Source organism: Endozoicomonas numazuensis (genome assembly GCF_000722635.1).
In the GTDB taxonomy this organism is placed as follows: domain Bacteria; phylum Pseudomonadota; class Gammaproteobacteria; order Pseudomonadales; family Endozoicomonadaceae; genus Endozoicomonas_A; species Endozoicomonas_A numazuensis.
Map to the genome: position 1 here is coordinate 275,065 of NZ_JOKH01000003.1, position 24,959 is coordinate 300,023.

A 24,959-nucleotide genomic window follows, 5' to 3' on the forward strand; every position below is an offset into this window, starting at 1 on the left:
TGGATAGCAAAGGAGATATCACTGATCCTTGTGGAACCCCTGCCACGCTTTGAACATGACGACCATCGTCGTCATAATGCCCTACTTTTACCCACTGCTTTACCACGCGGATAATGCGTTTGTCCTTTATCCGGTACTCTAAAAACCTGTATTCCATGCTGTGTTGAATCAGTTTTACTGCATTTTTGCGATCCGGGAGGCTGATCAGTCGTCCTCGCGCTCCCCCCAGATCGCGCGGGCCTTTTTTGTTAATACCAACAAGGCGGCAGTTTCAGCCAGAGCCTTGTCCTTTCGGCTGAGTTCGCGTTCAAGACTCTTGATAGTTTTCTTGTCCTGTTTACGCTCTTCAGCAAGCTGTTTACATTGCTCTGCGGCTTCTGCATTGGCCGTTAAGCAGGCGGCTTTCCATTGCGTGATTTGCTCAGGGAATAACCCTTTTTTCCGGCAGTACTCGGACAGTTCTGTTTCATTCAGGGCAGCTGTTTCAAGTACGACAGCAAATTTATCTTCTGAACGCCATTGTTCAGGATTGAGACCATCACCCGGCACAGGCACTCCTTGCGCTCTTGTCTTTTTCCGCCAAGTGTACAAGGTTGCCTCAGTGATACCAGTCTCGCGGGCTAACTGGGCAACAGGTACATTATTGGGTGGCATCATCTTTTGAACGACGGATGACTTAAACTCTTCTGAATAACGGGCCATTGATTGTTTTCTGACCGCCCCCTGTCTTAAATAGATAAATCAGAAGAGGCGACAACTATGCTGACACAGGGGGAAAGCCTCGTACTAAAATCAGACAATTGATGCGTCTTGGCGTTGAAATCCGAACGGCAGTTGGTTGTGGTCGAAGCAGTAAAGGCCCGTGGAGAAGCGCGAAAACGCCGGGTATCAATCAGGCGCTATCGCTGGCTTATCTGAAATCACAGGGGCTCTATTCACTGCGGGACGGATGGATCAAGCTTCACCATTCTTAATGAAACGCCCTGTGCGGACCCGCATGCAGGGTGTTGTGGGGGCTGGAGGTTAGAAACCTCCGGCTACCCGATTAGGCTGCATTCACTCATTCCTCTTTGTGTTTTATTATTATCCTGAATGTTAATACTTCATTACTCTTCATGTATCTATTTAGGCTCTCTAGCCATTGCCTAAAACTGCTTCTGCTACTGGCAATTGATTGGCATGTTTGGCAATTTTGAAAAGGCGGTAAGCTTGAAATTACAGCAGAACTATCAAGTAAATTTCCATGAACGCTTGATTGATGATTGAACATTTCAAAGTCATCTATACCTAAAGGATTAAAAGCTTGAAAAAAAGGAGCATAGTTGTCGAATTCTGTTAAATTTATATTCGATAATATCTGATTATCATTATCAAGTAATTGTATTTCAACTTCCAACTCAGAAAGTGCGCTTTGACTATTTGAAGAAAACTCTCCTTCTAATAAGATGGTATTTGAGCTAGATTTGGGGATTTTATTTGCGCCTCCTAGAACTATTACTGTGGGCGTCGGTTGTGGTGCTGAGGTTCTTGCTATTGCCCATAGAGAGAGTTCCTGACTGCCTTCACTATACCAATGAAGTGATACTTGGACAAAAGCGGCTCCCTGTGTGAGAGGTATTTGGCACCAGGGAGAATTACCATAATTTACGTGTAGATCTTCCTTGGTAACACTATAGGTAAAACTGATAGGCGTTTGCCCCACCTGTATAACTTTTCGCAGAGGAAATGGTAAGCACTCTGCTCCACAAGGTTCTTTTTTATCCTGTTCAGGAGGCACGGGTGGTTTATCATCACCTTCATCATCAGAATGTTGATTATGAAAGCCACCTTGACTAACCGTGGTTCGACTATTGCCACCTTTCTGATTACCTGAATCGGATTGCTGAACTTGTACTTCTTGTTCTTGTCCACCTATTTTGCCAATGGGAAAAACAACAAGCCAATCAGGATTTGTATATTTGGAAAAGATTACTAAAGAGGTAAGGGCTAAAATGCCATTTCCTCCCGAACCATAGCCTGCTAATACGACATTACTTTTGCATATTATTAATATCAACAAAACGATATTTTTTCTCACCATTAGTTGCACCATTACTAACTATGGGTATCAGTGATAGGTGCTCATTAAGGTAGTTAAAAATGACTTGCTTTGCACTGTAACTGCTCATTTTCTCAATATTCTGTTTTTTCTGAGAACCCGAAAACAGCCTCACTTTATTCTCAGGCAAGAGAACCAGAAAGATCAGATCATTCAAGAAAACATCTATCGCTATGAACATGCCTGGAACCTGGCTCTAAACCCAAATGCAGACTGTATTGTCCTGGCCAGAGAGTTATCCTACTGCATACACAAAGCCAACCTGGCAGACAGTCAGATTGTGGCCAGCTATCAGGATAATAACGAGCTATTCAGGGTTCAGCTCCAGTACCAAGGCACCCCCTATAAAATGATGCCACTGCACACGATCGTTTTTGACCAGGTAATGGACGACGAGATGTTTATTGAAGGTTTGAAAATCTATCTCAGGGGAATGTTACCTGACAAGGTTGAAAGCAGTATCGACGAGAATAGCCTTTGCTCCATAAGTGTCAGTTTTTTAAAGCAACAGCGTCCTAAACATTCACTCCAATGACCAGGTTTAAAGCGGGGGCCTTTATGATTTCTTACGATGCATCCAAGTCCGCTCAACCAAAAGCAGTATCTCACCACTAAGGAATAGTCCGTAAATAACTTCCTTATTTGACCACCCCCCGTTCGGGCTGAGCCTGTCGAAGCCCAGAGCCACCACCCTTCGACAGGCTCAGGGTGAACGGAGTTCATGTTTTAATCGGGAAGTTATTTCAAGACAAATCCTTAGCACCAGCTTCTTGATCATGGAACCTTTCTCAGAGCACTCATCTCAGAAAGGTTATCGTAAAATTATCAGGACTCTCTATGGTTCTCTGTTAACCATTATTCAGGACACCTGAAGGTGGAATCCCAAAGCCTTCATGCGCTCCTGTACTCCGGCTTCACACTTTCTTGCCTGAACCGTCAGCGTGCTGAACTCCCGCCGTTCACAGTAATGTTTCCTCATACGGTCAAACTCGATGCAGCGTGCCTCCTGATCCATTCTGAAAAGACGCCGCATTAGGGCATCATCACGGCGCAGGTCATAGACAGACTTCATAGCCATACCCGCCGCCTGAGCAGCAGTGGCAGAGTCATTGAACGCTATTCTATTCAGGGCAGGCATGGGCGTGATGGCCGCCAGCCGGACTCGAGCCGGCAGTCCAAAAGTCTGGCACAAGCCCTTGTACACCATTTCTGTACCAGTAATCTTGCCGTCCAGGCTATAACCCGCAATATGGGGAGTGCCAATATCAACGCGGGCCAACAAATCCAGATTAACATCGGGCTCATGTTCCCAGACATCCAGCACCACACTGATATCCAGACCTTCTTCAAGTACTCTCAGTAGCGCCTGGTTATCAATGACCGGCCCTCTACCTGCATTGATCAGAATGGCGCCCGATTTTATCTGGCTGAGCTTGTCATAATCCAGCAGGTGATGAGTAGGATATTCAACGTTTCGGGTCAGTGGGGTGTGCAGAGCAATGACATCACATTGCTGGATCAGAGTCTCCAGGCTTTCAAATCGAACATCGGGGACTCGCTCACAAAGCGGATCACAGGCCATAACCTCAACGCCGAGCCCATCAAGGGTTTGATACAACCTGCTACCCACCTGGCCATGGCCAACAATACCTACCTTTCGCTTCTCCAGCTCAAAGCCATCGCGATCAGCAAGAATATCCAGGGCACAGAGTACATATTCAACCACAGAACGGGCATTACACCCCGGAGCATTAGAAAAGCTGATGCCACGACCGTTTAATTCCTGCTGGTCAATATGATCTACCCCGGCAGTACAGGAGCCGACAAACCTTAAAGATGACGCCTGAGACAACAATGCACGATTCACCTTTGTTACCGAGCGCACCAGCAGAGCATCGGCGTCAATAATATCACCTGCGGTAATATCTCGCCCCTGCAAAGCCACTACTTCAGCCAGTGAGCCAAAGCATTCATGGAGTAGTGGAATATTCTCGTCAGCAACAATTTTCATCGATGGCCGTATTCGTAGAGTTCAGTAATGCAGTGATACTATAGTCCGCTCTTAAAATTAACAACTCTGTGCTTATGCGGACCTATAGCGCCAGACTGAAAGATGACACCCAAGAAGAAAACGCTTATAAAAACTATACTGTTCTCATTCTGCCCAGACAGTACTAATGACCTTAAAAGCAACTATTCACAGCCTTCTCTTCGTGCTTCTGTTGACTCTGACAGGCTGCGGCTATCGCTCTACCCCTGAATATCAGCTTGAAGAGTATGAAAGCAGGATCAGTACCGTCACCGAAGTATCCTTGCCCTCTCCCACCATCAGTTTTCCAGAACTACCCTCACTAAGGAAAAGGCAATACCCGCTGCCGGATATCCGTTTGAAAGCGCTGGAAGCCCTTAACTTGCTCGAATGCCCTAAACTCACCCAGCTCATCGCACACCGCAACAACAGCCTGGGTAAACAGATGCAACCTTCCCAGCTGCTGGATTATGAAAAAAAACTGATCGTCCAGCTTAAAGACTGCATCCATTATTTACAGCAACAGAATAAAAAGCCTGAGCTAAGAGCCAAGCTGGAAACCACCCTCCAACAGAAAGAATCAGCACTGCCTGCTGCCAAGTGGAATATGCTGCTTTCCAACACTGAACTGCCCGGCCAGCTCAGTGGTTTTCAAAACCTGCTTCCCTTACAGGGGGATAATGGCCGACAGGGTACGCTGGAAGCTCTTAAATATCTCACTTCCTATCTAAAAGGTGACCGTTTCTCTCCTCCATACGATCAGCAGTCTCTGGAAATGCAACTGCAACAATTAACCGCTTCTCACTACAGTGGTCAGTTACTGGCTGCAGCGACCGCCATCACCAATACCCTTAACCGGGTTTCCGTCATGCTGGAGAACAGTCACAATATCTGTCCACAAGGTCGGCGCACGGTAACCATAGAACGACTCAACAATGTCTTCAGACTTTTCTATGTCGACAGCATTCAACCCTATATGTCGAAAGTAGTTTCAGAAGGGAGAGAATGGCGTTCTGTGATGCTGTCTTTGCTGCTTGAACTGCCAGCTCCACCCGACAAAGCCATGGAAGACTATCTGTTAGCTATTACAGATTCTGATTCCGATTTTTCTATTTGGAACCAACTGGACAAGGCTATCATCCGTCATACCCAAAGCTGGCAAACAGTGCTGATGCAATGTCAGATGCAACCCGGGAAAAAGCCATAGTCTAACTCAGACTTATACCCACACTGATCGTATTGAGTCTGTCGAAGTGCATTATCCCGTTCGCACTGAGCCTGTCGAAGTGCAGGAATAACATTCTTCGATAAGCCAGGTATGTGAGTGTATTAAGCTCTAAATTAACTTCCAAGCTCCGGTGCCGATAGACAGCTTTAAGGGCGATTCTTCATTCACCTTTAAGCCCTGCACAACCGGAGACTCAATGGATAAGCAGCCGGATGACGAAGGGAATGTCATTGACCTTTTTACTCGTAAGCCCCTCGACGAAAATGAAAGCGAAAAAATCATAAGACTGGCACCTGAACTGGACGGCCTGGAAATGCTGTACAGCAACGATGCCAATCCCGGCAAACTGTTCAGTATGAAAATTCTCTGCTGGGCTCTGAAAAAAGACGGCACAGTGGACGCCATGGTGCCATGGCTCAATAAACTGGTCCCCGCTCAGGATCTTAATGACCCCCTGAATGGCCACTGGGAAGGTTATTACGACAGCTTCCATGATCACGCATTTTTTGAACCACCAGAATACAAAGTTACCGAGCTGGAAACCGCTGCCAACTACTTCGAATCAAAAGGAGAAGAGGCAGACCTGATTCTGCAGGAGATTAGTGACAATATTGGTACCCACGCCATTCTGACAGAAGACAACTTCCATACAATTATGCTGATTCATGTAACCAGCTGGCGTTTATATAGCGACGGTCGTATTCATGCGATGCTGGCTGATGAGAAGAAAGTGGAAACCACCCCCATTCTACCCAAAGATGAGTGCCTGTTTCCGGCACAGGAACATGAAAGCTTCCGCTATTTCTTTCACCATGTTATTGCCAATAAGATCAAGCATGGTGATCCTGATGCCATTGCCGCTTTCACTCAGCTGATTGAAGAGTAACCTTCTCCTCTTAATCACTCATGGCTGAACCCTTATCAAATTTTGAGGTATTACCTAACCTATGAAGGCGAAAGATACATTCAGTATCATTCCTATTTCATTCAAACATGTTCGCTCTGATAGATAATATAAATTCGTATCATAAGTGCATAACTTCTGTAGTCAGCTGATCGCTACACACCTTTGAAATGAATCAAGACTCAGGGGTTAGCGACGAAACCAAACAGAGGAAGCCAAGAAAGGAAAAGAAGACAAACCTATCACACGAGCCAAAAAAAAGCGGCCAGTGATGAAGCCTGGAAACGGGGAAATCTGGAGGGAAGATACCCGGATCAGTTTCACAGAGTTTCCGAAGAACCGGTACTCTGTGAACATTTGGAGCCTGTCATCAGACTCCTGCATTAGCTTCAACCCGCCTTGCGGATCAGGTAGATGTATTCCTTGTCCACCTGCTCATGAGACAGCAGCTCATGATCCAGAAAATTACAGAACTTCGGAATATCCCGCTGGGTCGAAGGATCTGTCGCTGTGACCTTGACGACGTCCCCCGGCTTCATATCTCTTACTTTATTATGCAGCATCATAACTGGCTCGGGACAAAGCAGACCCGAAGTATCCAGCTCATGATTGATTTCAATACTATCCGACACTTTCACTCCTGTTATCACTGACCCAGGATCTGGACCGACTCAGGGATCGATAAGCAATAGCCAGCCCTGCACTGCGCGCCAGCATAAAGGCACTGAAAGCCAACCACAAGCCGTGATTCCCCATATCCCGGGTGAAATACCAGACCGGCAGGAACACCAATAACGTGGCTGCCAGCATGGTGTGTTGCATCATATCCGTACGAACGGCTCCAATGAAGACACCATCCAGCCAATAACACCACACAGCAAACATTGGCATAGCAGCCAGCCAGGGCAAATAAGCTGCCGCTGTTTCAGCCACCGCAGGGATATTCGTCAACAGATTGATGATATCGCGGCCTAGCAGTGAGAATGCGATGAAAAACAGCACAGCACAAATCAACGAGCAATAGCCTGTTACTCTGACAATCTGTTTAAAACGATCTTCTCTTCTTTGCCCAAGAGCCTCACCTGTCAGTGCTTCAGCGGCATGGGCAAAGCCATCCAGCCCATTGGAAATCAACAGCAGCATATTCAACAGAAGAGCATTGGCCGCAAGAATATGATTGCCATTCTGGGCACCCTGTGCAGTAAAGAAAGCCTGTGTACCAAGCAAGCAAAGTGTGCGAACAAAAAGATGTCGATTCAACAACAGGAGCCGGCGCATGGCAGTCAAATTCAGCATCATTGCCCGTGTAAAGGTTCCGGGTCTGTCTGCCAGCGTGCCCCTTACCACCCAGATACCCAACATCAGACTGGCATAATCCGCAATGACAGTAGCCAGCGCCGCCCCCTGTGTCGCCATTCCAAAGCCCAGTACAAACAGCAGATCCAATACAATATTAACAAGATTCGCCAGCACCAGAATGAGCAATGGACCTTTAGGTCGGTGCATGCCTATCAACCAGCCGACAATGGCATAGTTAATTAAAACCGCAGGGGCTGAGAAAATGCGCGTCGTGAAATAGATCCTTGCCTGTTCAGCCACTTCCACAGCAGGATTAAACAGAGGCAAGACAAGATCAAGAAGAGGCCGGTGCAGCAGAATCAGGAAAAAGCCAATAACCAGAGCCAGCAGGATCGACTGCGCCAGCCACTGCCGCGTCTCCTGATGATCGTTCTGCCCCAGCGCCTGGGCCACCAGCCCGGTCGTACCCATTCTGAGAAAACCGAAGGCCCAGAACACCAGCGTAAACAGTGTACTGCCAATGGCTACTCCACCCAGATAGATCTCGGAAGAGAGATGACCCAGTACACCTGCATCCACCAGTCCCAACAGGGGAACCGAGATATTAGAAAGAATGGCAGGCCAGGCAAACATCCAGACCCGCCGATACAATGCTGCAGTCGACGTCAACATCCGCCCTCACAATTGCCCAACAAAGAATCAGACTATTGTATGGGACATTAGTTCTATCCTGAATACGTAGAATCGTGATGGGCTACTGATTGTTTTCAGACATTACCTCATCCGGTGTATCCGGGCTATCATCACCTTCATCAATCACCCTGAATGGCAAAACCGGTTCAGCCGTGCCGCCCTCCTCCTCACTCGGTTGTATCAGAGCCTCTGCGGCTGGTTCATCTTCACTCTGCAATTCTAAGTTGCCACTGCCGTTTACATCTGCCAGCACCATTTGTTTTTCAACCGTAAAAGCGGAAGTCATCACATAATAGATATCCACCAGATAGCTGGTCACTGTCTTTTGTTCCTGAGTCATAGTGCCATCATTGACCCTCTCGGATCTTTCAACAGGCAACTCCGATCGGGTGTCATACCTGAATGTGTCTCCCAGAGCTTCATGACTCTCAACCCATTTCCGAATCTGTTCTTCCATCTCCCGACGATTGAACTGTGGCTGCGCTTTCTGTTCTGCCAGCCGCTGCATGGCTTCAAGATGATCAATACTCTGTTCAACCAATCTTACGTATTTGTTGATCAAAGCCTGACCATGGGGATGGCTTTCAGCCTGCGTGGTACCCATTGCTCTCAGCGCCGCCCTGACACTTTCAAGATAGACACGGGTAGCCTGCTTCAGTTCGGCATATTGATCCATCAATTCGTCTTTATCTAACTGCCACTCTTCCACCAGTCCTCTGAGACTTTTGAGCTTTTGCCAGGCCACCTTGAATTGACGACTCGGAGGGCTTAATGACATCAGGGAATCATCGTTTCTGTCCTCAACTTCTTCCTTGTACTTTGCATAAGATTCCCTTGATTTCACCAAGCCGTTCCTAACCGTGTTTTCATACCTTTTCTGAGCCGCTTCAAGCCAGGCTTTCTGCTCTTCTTCTGTGGGTCCAGGCGGTATCTGCGGTGGACTCAGAACGACTTCCGAACGGGAAGTTTCCAAACTGGATGTCTCAGTATAAAAACGATAGTGGTTTCGAATACCCAGCTGCATTCTTAGCGTCTGAGTTCGTCCGTCGGGGCGGGTAAGAGTGACTGACGAGAATTCCATACTGACCCGGATTTCAACATACCCACCCCTGAGCAATATTTCGACATGCTTTCTGGGCCTTTCTGACAACAACACAGTACCGGCAAATACATTGGGGTGACCTCGCAAGCGAACAAATTCCTGCAACCCTAGCGATATCTCCAGAATGCCCTGATTAAGACCGACCGACTGCATTTTTTCTTTCACGGTGCTGTCGACATCCACGGGCACTACAGAACAGATCTCCTGGATCACATCGTCCCTTAGCGCATCATCCTGCAGGAACAAACCCATTGCGGCCAGCAGGTCCACCAGCATTCGTTTGCTCAGTTCCGCTCCTGCCAATGCGGGCAGTCCTTCCTCAACCATTTGCCGATGCTGATCGTGATGGTAGACCACTTCATTTTTGCCCTGGGACAAAACAATATCCCAGCCTTTTTCATTCAACTTTGCCAGCGAACAACCGGAGTCGCCTGCGCCTCCTGCGCTGCCCAGCTCTTCCAGAATACTGACCACCAATGGGTATTGATTATTCTCTTTTCCTCTTCGAATCTGGGTCTGACCCGCTCTGCGCACTCTAAACGTCTGCTGACGCAAGACGGTATTCAGTTCATCCTTGAATAGATTCAGTTGGGCTTCATCAAACCTTGTCAACAGAAATCTGGCTAACTGGGCGGTGTAGCCCTGCACCAGAATATCCGCCAGAAAAACCGGCAGTGCTGCACCAGGAGAACGACTTACAGAGTCAAACTCTTTTCTAAGAGCTACTTCATGCTCCCCATGAATAAACTCAGCCAGCTTTTTAACCCCTTTGCCCCTGCCCTCCTGGATTTGACGCTTGGTGACCAGGTCGTTCATGGCCCTCATCATTCTGAATCGGGTCAAATCCTGAGAAGGATTGGCTTGAGCCCCCCCTTTATTTTGACCATCGGGTTGCTCACGACTCACCGCTTCAAAATCAAGAGGTCCATCGGGAACGTCCTTCCCACCCTGTTCTGGCTTGTTTTGTGTTTGTACCTTTGAAGGATTGGGCTCAGGAGCCCCACCGCCGGTCGCCTCGCCCTTTTTGGTAGATCTGGAGCCGGTATTACCATCGGTCACTTCTTCAGAATGAGTGGGGTTGTCGCCTTTTATTTTTTTCTTGGCCGGAGAGTAGACAGGAATATACTCTGCGCTGGATGACCCCGGGACATAAACAGAAGTGCAATGGCTTCGGCCATAACGTCCCTGCAAATAGACTTCAAAGAAAAAGTAATGCCACTCCCCCAGCTTCATCAGCAACTGTTTAAGGGTAAGGTTGATCAGCACCCCCTTCTTCCAGACGCTGATCTGAATAGACCCATCTGTTGTCTGGCTAACGGTATAATCTTCGACGTCACCAAAATAAATGCTCAGATATTCACGAATCAGACTTTCTATCACACTGTTTTCAGCAAGGCAGACTTCTATTTGAATGCCTTTTTCAGATTGCCTGTTTTCAGGCAGCCAGAATGTGAAGGTTTCTCCTTCATCATAAACAACTGTACTGACTGATTTGATATCCGTTTTGATACTGCCGTCAACACGGGAAGGTTTCAGCTCCAACTGGATAAAATACTGACGGTTCTTTCTCAAAAGCCTCAGTAAACGATGATCTTCCAATTGATAGAGCGGGCCTTTGACTATTTCCAGAGGATCGCTGACCAGAGGGGCTGGCAACAGGGGAAGAACCTCTTCACTCATGAACACATTTACAGGAATATGACTTTGATAGAACCTGTGCATGTTCTGGATTTTAATGAAAGGGAGAGCTTCCGCACTAAAAATACCCGCTGAAACCCCTGCCGCCATATTTTCCAGAAGTGAGCCGAAAACCGGTAATATTTGCAACAGTCCGACTAAAAGTCCAATGCCTTTCAACTTCATACTGACCCAATGTGCAGACTAAAAAAGAGTCAGAATTATAGATGGCATTAGAATAATTATTCTGATGACTCACGTTTTTTTTCAGTGGCTTAGAGCCTGGACTTGATGAAGGCTGCTACCCTGTCTGCTGCTTCAACCAAATGCTGCTCATGGCTATACCCTGATTTTACTCTGGGTTTCAAATCATGATTTCCATCTTCCAACCAATGGAGCTGGATATTAGAAGACAGGTCATAACCCTGCACAGTTTCGTAGTCACCCATGGCGTCCCGGCTACCCTGAACCACCAGCATGGATAATGGAAAATCAGCAAGGTGCTCTGTTCTGGGTTTATCCTGCTTGCCTGGTGCATAAAACGGATAACCTAAACACACGACACCGCTCAAAGGGAGATCAGGACACTCTGACACCAGCAAACTGGCCATTCGTCCGCCCATCGACTTGCCACCGATAAACAAAGGACCTGAGTATTCGTTCATGACTTGCTGAATAACTTCCTGCCAACACTGCAACAATTTAGGCTGTCTATCCGGCGGTCTTTTTTTACCGGTCTCCCTTCGCTCTTGCATATAGGGGAACTCAAACCGCACGACACTGACTCCCCCTGCCATCATTAGATCAGCGACCTGATTCATAAAGTCACTGTCCATAGCGGCACCAGCACCATGGGCAAGTATTAATAATGGAGATCCCGCCTCAGCCCGATTCCAGATAAGGTTCATAAACAGACAGTCCAAAGTATTGAAGTACCTGATTGTACCTTTATTTACCCGACCGGACCCGGCTATCTGAACTAAGCTGGTCGAAGCTCTTCATGATGCCACGAACTGGCTTGAGCACTTATCTCTCTACATTTTATTTTTTGTTTTTTTGTTTTTTATTTTTTGTTTTCTGTCGCTTCACTGACTGATGCGTGAGTTTCTACCACTCCTGACGGAAGCCTCTGATGTCCCAGCCCCGCTTTACCCAAGGCTCAACAATGAAACATATCATTGTTATGAGCCTCAGCAATGCAGCAGGCATCACGACCCTGTTTATTGTCGACTTGCTCGACCTGTTTTTTCTTAGCCTGCTGGGTGAAAAGTTTTTGGCTGCAGCCATAGGCTATGCAGGAACTATACTCTTCCTGACGTCTTCTTTGGGTATTGGCTTATCCATTGCCGCAGGCGCTCTGGTTTCACGAGCTATAGGCAGCCATGACCGGGAAAGAGCCTGCCAGTATCAAGTCAATATCTGCTTTCTGGTTCTGTTCATCAGTATCACTCTGGCTCTGGTGATCTGGCTGCTCATTCCACAACTGCTGACTCTACTTGGAGCGACAGGCCAGGTTCACGATCTGGCGGTGCGATATCTGAACATTTTGATCCCCTCCATGCCTCTGGTCAGTCTGGCCATGACTCTGGGTGCCGGACTTAGAGCAGTGGGTGATGCAAAACTGTCCATGACATCATCCTTATGCGCCGGGGCAGTCAATGCCGTATTGGACCCCATACTGATCTTTCTGCTGGATCTGAATATTGAAGGCGCAGCCATAGCCTCTGTCATGGCTCGAGTAACCCTGTTCAGCGTTGTCTGTTACGGCATTTTCCGTAAACACAAGCTTTACTCGCCCTTTCGTTTCATCCTGTTCAACAGTGATTTGAAAAATATCATGAGCATTGCCCTGCCAGCCATTGGAACCAACCTGGCTATGCCATTCAGCAGTGCCTGGATGGTTCGTTATATGTCGCAGTATGGCGACAGTTATGTGGCTGGCTATTCCATTATCAATCGCCTGGTTCCTGTTGCTTTTGGTGTCATTTTTGCTCTGTCTGGTGCTGTGGGCCCTATTGTCGGACAGAATTTTGGGGCAAGACTGATTGGCCGGGTTCGAGAGTCATTTCGCAATGCCATCTTCTTCACGGTGATCTATGTCATCCTGATTTCAGTGGTGTTGTTTCTTTTGCAGGACATTCTGATTGAGGTCTTTCGAGCCAAGCGTCAGGCTGCCAGTCTGGTGTCGTTTTTCTGCACCTGGATTGCCATCAGTTTTGTTTTTACTGGCTGCCTCTTCGTCACCAACGCGGTTTTCAACAACCTCGGTAAACCGGGCTATTCCACGCTTCTTAACTGGGGCCGGGCAACGCTGGGCACCCTTCCGTTTATCTGGCTGGCATCGGAATCCATGGGCGCTTACGGGGTTCTGGTAGGTCAGGCGGCCGGTGGTGTACTGTTCTCAGTGATCGCCATATGGCTCGGCTTCCGCACCATAGATTCCATAGACTGCAAGGTAACCCGCCAGAATATGATAGCCAGTATCATGACCCATCAGGATGAAACTATGACCTGCGCCTTCAACCCAATGTCATCGGAGTGTTCACAGCTGGCACAAATGGCTGAAGAAGGTGAGTGCGAAGAAGCCTGCAACCTGCCAGATAAAGCCAAACAGGTGTCTTGATCCCAAAGATAAACCGCTGCATGCTATGTAAGGGAACCTGACTGAGGATAGACAGCTCGGCCTAAAGTCCAGAAAGAACGGTCGCAGCCATGAGCGTTCTGGACAGCTCCACTGCATTTGATTAAATAGATGACTATTTGCACAAATCCAGTGAAGCTGCCTAGGAGGCTGACCGAGAATAGACAGTCCGGCCTAAAATCCAGAAAGAACGGCCATCTTTTCCACTGAATTTGCTTAAATAGGTCAACTATTCGCACAAATTCAGTGAAAAAGCTGACTCGTTCTACTGAATTTTATGCTCGGACGCTATTCTTGGTCAGCCTCCTAGAGCGTTTGCAGCTCTTTGCAAATAGCTGTCTGCAGAGGAGAAAAGAAAACAATCGTTCAGCTTACTCATTTAACTTACTCATTTAAGAGGTATCGGTCGAAGAAAATGAGGTAAGCGCAATTTCTGGGTGGACAGAAATTCATATTGAGGTATGGTTGCTTTCCATACATCATTGCTGCGGTAAAAGCGATGCAAATCACTTCAGACTTTAATCAAAAAATCGCCGAATTCCCCGCCTCTGCTGCCCTTGTTCTCGAGAATATTCCTGCACAATTGGGTAAGCTCGACGCTGCTCAGGTTGAAGAATTAAAAGCGGCCATGAGCCTCTCTTTGGAAGAGCTCATGATTCAGTTATTACCGGTGGCTGCTTCCTTGAGTGTTGCCGAAATCTCGGACTTTCGGGTCGGTGTGGTAGCAGAAGGATTATCAGGGTCTCTCTATCTGGGAGCCAACCTGGAATTTACCGGGCAACCTTTGAAAACGACAGTACATGCAGAGCAGTTTGCCGTAGTTAATGCCTGGCATCGTGGTGAACAAGGTCTGAAACGCCTGGTAGTGAATGAAGCTCCATGCGGCCACTGTCGACAGTTTCTGAATGAGTTGTGCAGAGTCGATCAGCTACAAGTCATTGTTTACAACAATTCAAAGGGAGAGGCTCGGCACTATACGATAGGTGAATTACTGCCTGATCGTTTTGGACCTGCTGATTTGGGGATGGAAGACGGTGCTTTGATGTGTGATCTTAGCTACCCGTTGGAACTGCCCGCTGAGCTGGAAGGTGACGAGCTGGCAGAAGTCGCTCTGTTTGCTGCTTCCAAAAGCTATGCTCCTGTCTGCCAAAGCCGTGCCGGAATTGCTCTCAGATTAAAAAGTGGACGTATCGTGACGGGTCGCTACGGCGCCAATGCTGCTTTTAATCCTGGCGTTACAGCAATGGAGTCCGCTGCCGTAAACTGGCGTCTGGCCTTGCTTCACAACACAGAAGACGCTATCGAAGAAGCCGTTATGGTAGAGCAACCCAGCAAGTCTTCCCAAAAAGAGCTGGCCGCTTCTTTCCTTAATAAATACGGCATCTCACTGCGTTATATCCAGCTCTGATACAGAGCGGGAGGTCTATAGACTGATGAGTTTTCCCTGTGTGAGATCAATGGACGAACAGGGCCTTTCCGCATTCTTGGTGATGACCGGTTTTTAGCTGTAAACCGGTTATATAGCTCAGCAAGGAAGCCAAGCCATTGAAGATCAATCCATCTTCTACCTCTACTTCCCTGGATTATGGAGAGAATCCAAACAAAAGCTCCGGTGATCAGGATAAAGGTGCTCAACAGGGAGACGATGAGTATCAGCCTATTGTCCCTCATGAAGAGGGAGGGCCGGAGTCAGCCCGTAATCTGCGATCCAGAAAAACCTCAAAAAAGCGCAAGAAGAAGCAGAGTAAAGCTCGAAAGCTTGCCGAGCGTTGGGCCCGGCAAAAAGAAGAGAACGAGAATGAGGAAGATTCAGAGATCTAGATGTCATCAATGTTAATGAATGTGTCCCGCTCTCTGGAAGACATCCCTTTCGGGAGCTGACCCTTGCTTCCCGGATCTGGATTGACGACGATTTCTTCGCCATCGTCTGGTATCCAGGAGTTTGTATCAAAAGTGTTGACGGTTGTCTCTGTTACAGTTGGTTCCTGATTAGGAACAACAGTGGCTTCTGGTGGTGCTGGTGGATTGGGTGGTGATTGTCTTGTCCCTTCAGCTTCTCCGCCCACAACGTCCAGCAATTGCCTGCCATTTCTCCGGCCTTGAACCGCATCACGCGTCAGAAGAGCGTTCCCTGTTCTTTCCTGGTCAGATCTTGCCTGGGCATCCAGCTCTTCGGCTTCATCATCCGTTGGTACCTGGTAATAACGAGTGTCGTCATCTTCAAACTCGTTTTTGTCTGCAGGAGGCGTTATGGAATAATCCGTTTCTCTTTCCGGTGGATCATTGTCGCCACTGCCTGAGCCAGTCCCAATTCCACCATTGCCGATATTACTGAACTGAAAGCCTGTTTTAGCAAGAGGAACAGATGTATAGGCGATCTTTTTTCCTTTACCACCCTTGCCCCCTTTTCTTTTTTTACCGTCCATAGGCTCATCAGAGGAATAAGGGTCACTGATAATGGCTGCTTTTCCATGTCCTGAATAGACAAGCCAAGCGTATTGACTCAGAGGTATACAGTGGCTGCTGCCCCAGCAGAGGCTTGTGTCAGGCAAAGTTGGAAGCAGAACTATGTCAGGAAGTATGAGGTATTTATTCACCTCCAAGGGTTCGAGCATTCCGCCTGGGAACGCTTCTGTCTCTACTATACCGATAGGGTTTTCATTCAGATGTTTGATCAGATTCACCACCAGTTGGAGGACTTCCGGCATTAATGAGATGGCAGGGATCAGGAATGATTGATAGGGTTCTGAAAACGCTAAATGGCTGAATTCAGAAAGAATGAACTGCTTCCCCTGGAAAGAAAATTTTAGTGAATCGTCTTGAGAGTCAAACACCAGTCTGACTTTGTTGAGTGTAAGTACATCAAGATGATTCAGATAGATCTTCTCTAATGTAGATGTTGTTTCGGAAACGCTTTCAGTGGTTTTAAATGAAGTGACGAAAGTACCGTTTGAGACTTCAATAACCTCAACCCTGGAAGCGCCAAGGGTAGAAACATTCAATTGAAAAGGAGTTTTTGTCTCATTACGAGGGAGAGGCTCAGGTAGATTTAACCCCGCACCAAGCCATTGTCTTATAGAAATTTCGAATACTTGTTCAGGTAGATTGTTTAAGCCCATTGTTTTGGGGTGACTATAAGAAGACGCTGAATACAGGGATGTGTCCTGGAATTGTCCTGCTTCGCTGTAAATTGACACAAGGAGAGGGACTATCGGAAAAAACCGATACTGCATTTGAATACTCGCTCAAGAAATTTTATTAGTGATGACACTGTATTTAGCACTGGTTGATCGATATGCAAGAAGACTATTCGTCATTCCCTTGATCTGGAGAGTTGAGCATTCCTTAGCCCTGTGGTCATATAGGCCGGTTATTCGCAGAGAGTGGGCTGATGGGAAGTCAGGCTATGGTGAAATCAGAAAACTACGATGTATTAGTGGTCGGCGCAGGCATGATAGGTGCCGCAATTGCTTGTGCTATGGGTCTCAAAGGTATTCGTGTTGCGGTTTTTGATCGAGCTTTGCCGTCAGCTTTCGAACCTGATCAGCTACCGGATTTGAGGGTATCGGCCCTGAGTTATGCGTCGGAGCAGATTTTGAAGAACCTGGGGGCCTGGCCATACATGGAAGCCATGAGAATGTGCCCTTATCGGCGCATGGCAGTCTGGGAGAAACTGCACTTTCCACCTGGAAGAGAGCTGGATAAACGTCCTAATCAAACAGTGTTCAACGCGGCTGATATCCAACATAGTCAGTTAGGATTCATCGTAGAAAATCGGGTTACCCAGCTTGGGCTTTTGAAAAGGCTTGAAGAGATTGAGTCGGTATCCGTGTTTGCACCTGCAACCATTGCCAGTATGAACTTCAAGGGTGATACGCCTGAAGTAGTGCTGGACGATGGAAGAAAATTTTCGGCCGACCTGCTCATTGGTGCTGATGGCGCCCAGTCCAGGGTAAGAAGTCAGGCCAACATACGTTTGAATACCCGTGAGTACGAGCAGCAGTGTCTGGTTGCTACAGTTGAGATTGAGGGGGGCTTGCAGGACATTACCTGGCAGGCTTTTACTGCAACAGGGCCAGAAGCTTTTTTGCCGCTGCCTGATATCAACGGCAAAAGTTATGCATCCATCGTCTGGTATAACCTGCCAGAGAATGTTCAGAAACTGATGAAGCTCTCGGACAGTGAGTTTCTGGAAGAATTATCCACGACGTTCCCGAAAGAGTTACCGCCATTGGTGAAGCTGCATGAAAGAGGCTTTTTCCCTCTGGCCCGTCGTCATGCCATGAACTATTTCACCAATGGTGTCGTATTGGCGGGTGATTCAGCACACACCATTAACCCTTTGGCTGGTCAGGGAGTCAACCTGGGCTTTCAGGATGTTGCCTGGTTGTCAGAAATATTGATTAACGCTTTTCAAGCTGGAGAAGCACCAGGTAGCCAGGACGTGTTAATGCGATATGAAAAAGCCCGTCGCCGAGACAATCAGTTGATGATGAGTGCCATGGATGCTTTTTACCATGTTTTCAGTAATGACAGTGCTCCGCTCAAAGTACTAAGGAATATGGCTTTAGGGATAGCGGGTAAATCGACGCCTGCTGTTAAAGAAGTCATGAAGTTCGCTATGGGGATTTCAGGCCAACAAGCCGAGCTGGCGAAGCGTCACTGATCGTTTCAACAGGCCACAGAGCTTCTGTCTCTGTGGCTCCTCTCCTCTTTAATCAGTCTGCTGCTTTTTTATGACAGACTCCGATATGACTGAATGATGTCTGCCATGGAAAATAGGCGGAGACTTCGGCGTTAGTTCGAAGCAACACAAGTACTCGAAACCCATTTATTTGTCGCGTTCAGCGGCTGAGTGAGGGCTCAGGACAAGGCGCAACCGTGAAGGAATATCAATATCTTTCAATCGGTTGGAACGCGCTAATGAGCCCTCTCTCAGTCGCCCGGGGGGTGCCCCATAAAGCGGCCATCAGGGCACCTGCTCCTTGCGTTGCTCTAGCTCCTGCATCCATGCAGTCGTGACAGCGTTAGTCTTGATTGACATAGGAAAGCTATGCCTGCACAAGACTGCCTTGCATCTGACCGCTTTATGGAGCACTGAACCACCAGAAGGGTTTGTGTAAGAAACCCTTCACCAGAAATCATACTCCCCAGAAGCAACTCGCAGAACGTTGGTGCCGCAATTGATGATAGCGCGCCTGTGAGAAATGTCGTATATAAAGAAAGCTCCCGGAGGATAACTTTCTGTTCTGAAGTGAGCATGGCAACCGTTCCGTTGTGATAATCAGAACGGTTGCTTAACTNGGCCATCTTTTCCACTGAATTTGCTTAAATAGGTCAACTATTCGCACAAATTCAGTGAAAAAGCTGACTCGTTCTACTGAATTTTATGCTCGGACGCTATTCTCGGTCAGCCTCCTAGAGCGTTCAAGACTGTGCCACGTTCTACAGAACTTTATGCTCGAGCGCTATCCTCAGTCAGGTTCCAATTATTTCGCAAACTGACGCTAGAGTTGGAAATGAGCACACCACAATCAGGAATTACTCCAGAAGCGAATACCGATGCCTGCTTTCTGGTTTTAAACATCAAGCAAGATGCCGACAGCCTTGATCAGATTAAAAAGACCTGTGCACTGATTCCCCAGCTGACCCGGGACCTCAGTGAGCAGTACCCGGACGCAAGGCTGTCTTCCACCTTGAGTATCGGCAGCCTGGCTTGGGATACCTTGTACAAAGCCAGTAAACCTGCACTTCTCGAACCTTTTAAATCCATGACTGAAGGTGTTCGGACTGCACCGGCTACACCAGGTGACCTGCTGCTCCATATCCGTTCCAACCGTCGGGATATCAACTTTATCCTTCTGCACAAAGCCATGGATCACTTTGGTCAGAGTGTTGAAATTCAGGAAGATGAAACAGGTTTCCGTTACCTGGACAGCCGCGACCTGACAGGATTTATCGATGGTACTGAAAACCCCCAGGGTGAGAACAGAGCCAGCGTGACTCTGGTGGGAGAAGAAGATAACGCCTTTTCCGGTGGCTGCTATATCCACACCCAAAAATGGGTCCACAAGTTCAATAAGTGGGACAAACTGGCAGTACCTGAGCAGGAAAAAGTGATTGGTCGCACCAAGGAAGACGACATTGAATTCAGTGGCGAAGAAAAAGCACCCACGGCTCACGTCAAACGTTCAAACGTCAAGAACAGTGAAGGCAAGAGCATGGAAATCCTGCGGCACAGTATGCCCTATGGCAATGCCAGTGAAGGCGGACTTTACTTTGTCTCTTACTGTCGTACACCCGTACATTTTGAAAAAATGCTGGAGTCTATGATCAAGGCCGATACACAGGGCTACTATGATCACTTGATGGATTACTCAGAAGCCGTTACCGGCTGCGCTTTCTTTGCGCCTTCTGTTGAGTTTCTGGAAAATAACCAGAGAAGGTGCGAATAAGTCCTATGTTGCACTGGCCTGCCAGGGGGATTCAGAATCAAGGGGTCTTTTTCAGGCATGTCCAGGAGGCTGACCGAGAATAGACAGTCCGGCCTAAAATCCAGAAAGAACGGCCATCTTTTCCACTGGATTTGCTTAAATAGGTCAACTATTCGCACAAATTCAGTGAAAAAGCTGACTCGTTCTACTGAATTTTATGCTCGGACGCTATTTTCGGTCAGCCTCCTAGGAGGCTGGCTTCCTCTGAAGGCGCGACTGCACGTATAGGACTTGTAGGACTTGTTCGCACCTTCCCTGGCAGTCATTGATGCACAACCGAAAAGACTAAACTTTTCAGGCCTTCCATTGTCCAATCACCTGTATACAACCCCCTGCTGGCATGAAAAAGGAATTCCAATGCAGCCCTCTACATCAAGAGATCTTAAAGCCATAGAAGCACCTTTGGTGCCTCCCACGCCTGTGGCTGGTGCAAAAAGATCACGGTCTTTTGATAAAGACGTTCTGGCTTGTGAAGAGGTATTGCCCAAAACGCCTAGCCCTGAGCCCGATTCAGCCCTGAAACCACCCTCTTCAAAAGTAAGAAAAGCCAGCAATACGGATCAGCCAGGCACCATAAGGCACTGCCCTTTTAAACCTGAGCAAGGATGGGGACATCACATTGATGCAGCATGCAGCGAAGAGGCGCTTGATAAACTGTTGTCTATTTCAACACCTTTGAAAACACTGGGCAGTGGTCATATGGGGAAGGTAAAACTGATGAAGACCCCTGCCAATAAACGTTACGCTGTGAAGTTTATAGAACCGCCGAAAGAGGCGAGTGCAACCCACAAACCCGATAGACGTGGACTGATTCAGGGGGAGATAACCGCTTTAAGCCGTCCCTCACATGCAAACGTAGCGGATACCTATGCACTTCTGGTCAGGAATATCAGAAGTGGCCATTACTGTGTCATTAATTCAGCGGATCAAATTCCCGATGATCAGAAGGGGAATTATGAAATCAGAGCCTGTATTGGCGAGAGGGTAGCAGGTAAGGACCTTCAAAAAGCATGGGCGGGAGGACGCTCCACTCATCTTGCGATTGGTGCCAAAAACGCTATTCAAGTGGGTCATCAAGTCTGCCAGGGGCTTAAGCACCTGCACGACCACAAGATTCTGTACCGTGACTTAAAACCTGAGAACATCATGTGTTCTGTTTCAGACACCGGACAGATCACCGTCAAACTGATTGACTTCGGCCTCAATAAAACCCTGGAACCCGGAAGTACAACCCGCAGTTTTTGTGGCACTCCGTCTTATTTTGCCCCTGAGATACTGGTTGATGACAGGGAGGTCCGACAATACAACCTGCAAGTAGATGCCTGGACGCTGGGCATTGTTCTGCTAGAGGCTAGCTGTGGTTATTTACCCGCAAATAACAATGGTCGCTGGAAGAATAAAGAGATACTCGACAGAAAAGAGCAATTCGAAAATATAAAGGAGTTTGCTGATTTCTCCGCCTTTGAAAAGAAAGCAGCCCTCAACAAATATTACCCTGAGTTCTTTGAAAAGAATCAACCTCTTCTTGAACTGATCGCCAACCTGACCGAAGAAACCCCATCCACGAGGATGACAATAGAAGATGCAGTCCCCCAACTGGCTGCCCTCGCTGCCCAGCAACAGTCTTCGACAGTCAAAAGAATAAGACGGCCAAAGAGCCATACTCGAAGAAGACCGAGAATAAAGAAAAAGTAGTCTTTACATTTTATGACTACATTTTATGACTACATTTGTGTGATGTTAGTCGGCATAGAACGCTCCCCTTTATGAACAGGTTGATGCATAGTCTGCAGAAGTTGCTCTTTGGTACCACAGTAACACTGCTGCTTTCCGGTTGTTTCTCTTCTGACGCCCGCCAAGCTCTGGGGACACTTGAGAGAGACAGAATCACTCTGGAAGCGACTGCATCTGAACTGATCACAGACATTCTTATACCTGAAGGCAGCCCGGTAAAAATGGGCCAACTGATCCTGAAGCTGGATGATCGAAAACAGCTGGCAGCCGTCGCTGCTGCCTCTGCCGAAGCAGCAAGAGCCCGAGCCTATCTGGATGAAATGATCAACGGTGCAAGGGTTGAAGATATTGCAGCCGCGAGAGCCAATGTCCGCCAAATTGAAGCCAGACTGGTAGATGCTAATAAGACATTCCAGAGAAACGCCCTTCTACTGCAACGCAAACTGATCAGCCAGTCTGAGCTGGATCAGGCAAGAGCGGCTCGTGATGCCCTCAAAGCCGAGAAAAATAATGCCAGAGAAAAACTCATGAGCTTGCTCAACGGCAACCGCCCCGAATCCATAGCGCAAGCTGAAGCTTCTCTGAACAAGGCATTAGCGAATCATATTCTGGAAGAGCAAAAGCTGGACGATTTATCAATCTATGCCACAAGAAACAGCAGGCTGGACAGTCTTCCCAGACACTTGGGAGAACGAGTCTCTGCAGGCAGCCCCCTTGCTATTCTGCTGGTCAATGAAGCGCCATACGCTCGAATCTATGTTCCAGAACCCCATAAGGCCTCTCTTCATGTAGGCGACCATGTAACCATACATATTGATGGTGTAGGAAAAACCTTTCTTGGTCAGGTACGCTGGATATCACTTGATCCAGCCTTTACTCCCCATTATGCCTTGAATGAGAAAGAACGATCACGACTGGTCTATATGGCAGAGGTACAACTTCCTGAAACCGCTGCGGACTTGCCATCAGGTCTTCCTGTGCAAGTGGATTTGCCCTTATGAGCCTGGCCATTTCTGCCAAAGGGCTGACCCGCTGCTTTGGTGACTTCATTGCTGTCGATCGACTGGACCTGAGCATTGAAGAAAAAACCATTTTTGGATTTCTTGGCCCCAATGGCAGCGGTAAGTCCACCACACTCAGAATGTTGACTGGCTTGTTGACTCCCAGCCATGGCGATATCTGTGTTCTGGGCCTGGATATACCCAAACAGTCAGAAGCACTTCGATTGCGTCTGGGGTACATGACCCAGAAATTTTCTTTATACGACGACCTGTCAATAGAAGAAAACCTGAAGTTCATGGCTCAGGTATTTAACCTGCCGGGCAGAGAAGTTAATAAACGCATTGACGCCCAACTCACTGTCTACGGTCTGGATCAGCGCCGCAAGCGAATGGCGGGTAGCCTCAGTGGTGGCCAGCGTCAGCGGCTTGCTCTGGCAGCTGCAACATTACATGAACCTGAATTATTACTGCTGGATGAACCCACGTCGGCCGTAGACCCTGAAAACCGCCGCGATTTCTGGGAAACCCTGTTTGATCTCTGCGACCAAGGAGCCACCATTCTGGTGTCTACTCACTATATGGATGAAGCCGAGCGCTGCCATAATCTGGCCATCCTGGAAGGCGGCATTAAACAGGCTGACGGCTCACCCAAGCAGCTGATGGCTGATATGCAAGCAACGGTGCTTGAAGTTGATGGCACTCATCTTCGACAGATCAGGGAAGTCCTGACTGCCCGACCGGAAATTTTATCCGCCGCTCAACAGGGTGCCCGTTTACGAGTGCTGGTCACCAACGCCCTCAGCAACCCTGAAGAGTGGCTTAAAAGTCAGTGGCCGGATGCGATGAAAGACAGAACGATAGAAAGAGTTCGTCCCAGTCTGGAAGACGTATTTGTTCATTGCACAGGACAACGGCGGCAGTAATGGAAAATGTTTCAGCCCTCCGAAAAGTGACGAACAGTCTTCAGCGAATCATGTCCATTCTGGTCAAGGAGTTACGACAGTTATCACGCGATCGCCCCACCTTTGCCATGATTGTAATCATTCCACTCATACAGCTGCTGCTGTTTGGCTTTGCTATTAATACCGATGTCAGAGAGTTACCCGTCAGCATTGTCGATGACAGCCGCACTTACTATAGCCGTGCACTGATCGAGGCTTTGAAGGCGACCCAGGTGATCAGAGTCGTACGGCAAGATGCAACGCCTCAGGAAGCAGAAAATGCGCTTCAAAGAGGGACCGTCAGAGCGGCCTTGTTGATCCCGTCTGACTTTAATCAACGATTAAACGATGGCAGACCCCCTGCTCAATGGCTGGTTGACGGTTCGGACACCATGATCAGCTCAGCCATTCTGAAACTACAGACCATGCCTTTCTCAGCTATTGAGGGTATTCAGTCAGTCTCTCCAAGAGCACTCTTTGAGGTTGTGCTCTATTACAACCCGGAGCAACGGTCCGTTGTCAATATTGTGCCTGGACTGGTGGGCGTTATCCTTACGATGACCATGATCATGTTTACCTCTGCTGCGCTGGTTCGTGAAAGAGAAAGAGGCAATTTAGAACTGCTCATCGCGACACCGGTTCACCCAATGGAGCTGATGATAGGCAAAATTGTTCCTTATATTTTTGTTGGACTCATTCAGACCGGTATCATTATTTCCCTGGGCCACCTTATTTTTGATGTACCTTTTGTGGGTAGTATTGTGCAGATGCTACTGGCTACGATGCTGTTTATTTCTGCCAGCCTGACCCTGGGACTGATTATCTCGACGTGCACTGAAACCCAACTGCAAGCTATGCAGATGACCGTTTTCATTCTGTTGCCTTCCATTCTTTTATCAGGGTTTATGTTTCCTTTTGAAGGCATGCCTGTGGCGGCTCAATGGCTGTCTGAGCTATTACCGGCCACCCATTATATGCGGTTGATGAGAGGGATCGTATTAAGGGGGGCAGAAATACAATGCATGAGCAACAATGCTCTCTATCTTGGTGTGTTTACGATTGCAGGGCTAATGGTCGCGGCAAAACGATTTAAGAAGAGTCTTGATTAGAGAAGTTCC

General features: G+C 47.9%; 19 protein-coding genes and 1 pseudogene. 12 read left to right on the forward strand and 8 right to left on the reverse strand.

Features of this window, described 5'->3' with window-relative positions; all coding sequences use genetic code 11:
• Nucleotides 1-157 precede the first annotated feature (157 nt).
• A pseudogene (locus GZ78_RS14075) lies at nt 158-702 on the reverse strand (transposase); the annotation flags it as partial.
• Between the two features lie 358 nt (nt 703-1,060).
• Complete coding sequence (locus tag GZ78_RS14080) at nt 1,061-2,080, reverse strand: hypothetical protein (protein WP_034837226.1); 1,020 nt, start codon at nt 2,078-2,080, stop codon at nt 1,061-1,063.
• Between the two features lie 37 nt (nt 2,081-2,117).
• Here GZ78_RS14080 and GZ78_RS14085 point away from each other — a divergent pair, with 37 nt between their 5' ends.
• Entirely contained in the window at nt 2,118-2,633 is a 516-nt protein-coding gene (locus GZ78_RS14085; protein WP_034837229.1) for a hypothetical protein, read from the forward strand.
• 324 nt (nt 2,634-2,957) lie between these two features.
• Here the strand turns inward: GZ78_RS14085 and pdxB are convergent, their stop codons facing one another.
• A complete protein-coding gene (pdxB, locus tag GZ78_RS14090; protein ID WP_034837232.1) occupies nt 2,958-4,109 on the reverse strand; it encodes a 4-phosphoerythronate dehydrogenase PdxB in 1,152 nt (383 codons plus the stop codon).
• A gap of 166 nt (nt 4,110-4,275) precedes the next feature.
• Between pdxB and GZ78_RS14095 the strand changes: the two genes are divergently transcribed.
• Together GZ78_RS14095 and GZ78_RS14100 are read left to right on the forward strand one after the other, a co-directional pair.
• Nucleotides 4,276-5,334, forward strand: coding sequence for a DUF3080 family protein (locus GZ78_RS14095; protein WP_034837234.1), 1,059 nt, complete (start codon nt 4,276-4,278; stop codon nt 5,332-5,334).
• A gap of 217 nt (nt 5,335-5,551) precedes the next feature.
• Nucleotides 5,552-6,241 (forward strand): hypothetical protein, encoded by a 690-nt coding sequence (locus GZ78_RS14100; RefSeq protein ID WP_034837237.1) that lies wholly within the window; start codon nt 5,552-5,554, stop codon nt 6,239-6,241.
• Nucleotides 6,242-6,648: 407 nt separating this feature from the next.
• On the opposite strand, the gene tusA is transcribed toward GZ78_RS14100, so the two are convergent.
• The 4 genes from tusA to GZ78_RS14125 all read right to left on the reverse strand — a co-directional run bounded on the left by tusA (nt 6,649) and on the right by GZ78_RS14125 (nt 11,938).
• Nucleotides 6,649-6,891 carry a sulfurtransferase TusA gene (gene tusA / locus GZ78_RS14110; RefSeq protein WP_034837242.1) on the reverse strand — a complete coding sequence of 81 codons (243 nt, stop codon included), beginning with the start codon at nt 6,889-6,891 and terminating at the stop codon, nt 6,649-6,651.
• Entirely contained in the window at nt 6,881-8,230 is a 1,350-nt protein-coding gene (locus GZ78_RS14115; protein WP_034837244.1) for an MATE family efflux transporter, read from the reverse strand. The genes tusA and GZ78_RS14115 overlap by 11 nt, the downstream gene beginning before the upstream one ends.
• Nucleotides 8,231-8,312: 82 nt before the next feature.
• Entirely contained in the window at nt 8,313-11,216 is a 2,904-nt protein-coding gene (locus tag GZ78_RS14120) for a hypothetical protein (protein WP_034837246.1), read from the reverse strand.
• Nucleotides 11,217-11,305: 89 nt separating this feature from the next.
• Nucleotides 11,306-11,938: an alpha/beta family hydrolase gene (locus tag GZ78_RS14125; RefSeq protein ID WP_034837249.1), complete on the reverse strand. Its 633-nt coding sequence runs from the start codon at nt 11,936-11,938 to the stop codon at nt 11,306-11,308.
• A 224-nt stretch (nt 11,939-12,162) separates the two neighbouring features.
• Here GZ78_RS14125 and GZ78_RS14130 point away from each other — a divergent pair, with 224 nt between their 5' ends.
• From GZ78_RS14130 to GZ78_RS14140, 3 genes are all read left to right on the forward strand, one after another.
• Nucleotides 12,163-13,653: an MATE family efflux transporter gene (locus GZ78_RS14130; protein ID WP_034837253.1), complete on the forward strand. Its 1,491-nt coding sequence runs from the start codon at nt 12,163-12,165 to the stop codon at nt 13,651-13,653.
• 517 nt (nt 13,654-14,170) lie between these two features.
• Nucleotides 14,171-15,079, forward strand: a complete 909-nt coding sequence (gene cdd, locus GZ78_RS14135; protein ID WP_051786190.1) for a cytidine deaminase — start codon at nt 14,171-14,173, stop codon at nt 15,077-15,079.
• A gap of 137 nt (nt 15,080-15,216) precedes the next feature.
• Nucleotides 15,217-15,492: a hypothetical protein gene (locus tag GZ78_RS14140; protein WP_034837254.1), complete on the forward strand. Its 276-nt coding sequence runs from the start codon at nt 15,217-15,219 to the stop codon at nt 15,490-15,492.
• On the opposite strand, the gene GZ78_RS14145 is transcribed toward GZ78_RS14140, so the two are convergent.
• Nucleotides 15,489-16,868 (reverse strand): hypothetical protein, encoded by a 1,380-nt coding sequence (locus tag GZ78_RS14145; protein ID WP_236631568.1) that lies wholly within the window; start codon nt 16,866-16,868, stop codon nt 15,489-15,491. The genes GZ78_RS14140 and GZ78_RS14145 overlap by 4 nt on opposite strands.
• 209 nt (nt 16,869-17,077) lie before the next feature.
• Between GZ78_RS14145 and GZ78_RS14150 the strand changes: the two genes are divergently transcribed.
• The 6 genes from GZ78_RS14150 (at nt 17,078) to GZ78_RS14175 (ending at nt 24,950) form a co-directional block, all read left to right on the forward strand.
• Nucleotides 17,078-18,337, forward strand: a complete 1,260-nt coding sequence (locus tag GZ78_RS14150) for an FAD-dependent monooxygenase (protein ID WP_081869905.1) — start codon at nt 17,078-17,080, stop codon at nt 18,335-18,337.
• A gap of 853 nt (nt 18,338-19,190) precedes the next feature.
• Nucleotides 19,191-20,126 carry a Dyp-type peroxidase gene (locus tag GZ78_RS14155; protein ID WP_034837261.1) on the forward strand — a complete coding sequence of 312 codons (936 nt, stop codon included), beginning with the start codon at nt 19,191-19,193 and terminating at the stop codon, nt 20,124-20,126.
• Nucleotides 20,127-20,522: 396 nt separating this feature from the next.
• Complete coding sequence (locus GZ78_RS14160; protein WP_152558733.1) at nt 20,523-21,860, forward strand: protein kinase domain-containing protein; 1,338 nt, start codon at nt 20,523-20,525, stop codon at nt 21,858-21,860.
• Nucleotides 21,861-21,943: 83 nt separating this feature from the next.
• Entirely contained in the window at nt 21,944-22,900 is a 957-nt protein-coding gene (locus tag GZ78_RS14165) for an HlyD family secretion protein (RefSeq protein ID WP_034837266.1), read from the forward strand.
• Complete coding sequence (locus GZ78_RS14170) at nt 22,897-23,823, forward strand: ABC transporter ATP-binding protein (RefSeq protein WP_034837270.1); 927 nt, start codon at nt 22,897-22,899, stop codon at nt 23,821-23,823. The genes GZ78_RS14165 and GZ78_RS14170 overlap by 4 nt, the downstream gene beginning before the upstream one ends.
• Entirely contained in the window at nt 23,823-24,950 is a 1,128-nt protein-coding gene (locus GZ78_RS14175; protein ID WP_051786191.1) for an ABC transporter permease, read from the forward strand. The genes GZ78_RS14170 and GZ78_RS14175 overlap by 1 nt, the downstream gene beginning before the upstream one ends.
• Nucleotides 24,951-24,959 lie beyond the last annotated feature (9 nt).

Excerpts from the sequence above, each read along its gene's own strand:
- cdd (WP_051786190.1), top strand. The coding sequence starts at position 14,171 with ATGCAAATCACTTCAGACTTTAATCAAAAAATCGCCGAATTCCCCGCC.
- pdxB (WP_034837232.1), bottom strand. The coding sequence starts at position 4,109 with ATGAAAATTGTTGCTGACGAGAATATTCCACTACTCCATGAATGCTTT.
- GZ78_RS14095 (WP_034837234.1), top strand. The coding sequence starts at position 4,276 with ATGACCTTAAAAGCAACTATTCACAGCCTTCTCTTCGTGCTTCTGTTG.
- GZ78_RS14175 (WP_051786191.1), top strand. The coding sequence starts at position 23,823 with ATGGAAAATGTTTCAGCCCTCCGAAAAGTGACGAACAGTCTTCAGCGA.
- GZ78_RS14125 (WP_034837249.1), bottom strand. The coding sequence starts at position 11,938 with ATGAACCTTATCTGGAATCGGGCTGAGGCGGGATCTCCATTATTAATA.
- GZ78_RS14115 (WP_034837244.1), bottom strand. The coding sequence starts at position 8,230 with ATGTTGACGTCGACTGCAGCATTGTATCGGCGGGTCTGGATGTTTGCC.
- GZ78_RS14100 (WP_034837237.1), top strand. The coding sequence starts at position 5,552 with ATGGATAAGCAGCCGGATGACGAAGGGAATGTCATTGACCTTTTTACT.
- GZ78_RS14080 (WP_034837226.1), bottom strand. The coding sequence starts at position 2,080 with ATGGTGAGAAAAAATATCGTTTTGTTGATATTAATAATATGCAAAAGT.
- GZ78_RS14165 (WP_034837266.1), top strand. The coding sequence starts at position 21,944 with ATGCATAGTCTGCAGAAGTTGCTCTTTGGTACCACAGTAACACTGCTG.
- GZ78_RS14170 (WP_034837270.1), top strand. The coding sequence starts at position 22,897 with ATGAGCCTGGCCATTTCTGCCAAAGGGCTGACCCGCTGCTTTGGTGAC.
- GZ78_RS14150 (WP_081869905.1), top strand. The coding sequence starts at position 17,078 with ATGGTGAAATCAGAAAACTACGATGTATTAGTGGTCGGCGCAGGCATG.
- GZ78_RS14160 (WP_152558733.1), top strand. The coding sequence starts at position 20,523 with ATGCAGCCCTCTACATCAAGAGATCTTAAAGCCATAGAAGCACCTTTG.
- GZ78_RS14130 (WP_034837253.1), top strand. The coding sequence starts at position 12,163 with ATGTCCCAGCCCCGCTTTACCCAAGGCTCAACAATGAAACATATCATT.
- GZ78_RS14120 (WP_034837246.1), bottom strand. The coding sequence starts at position 11,216 with ATGAAGTTGAAAGGCATTGGACTTTTAGTCGGACTGTTGCAAATATTA.
- GZ78_RS14155 (WP_034837261.1), top strand. The coding sequence starts at position 19,191 with ATGAGCACACCACAATCAGGAATTACTCCAGAAGCGAATACCGATGCC.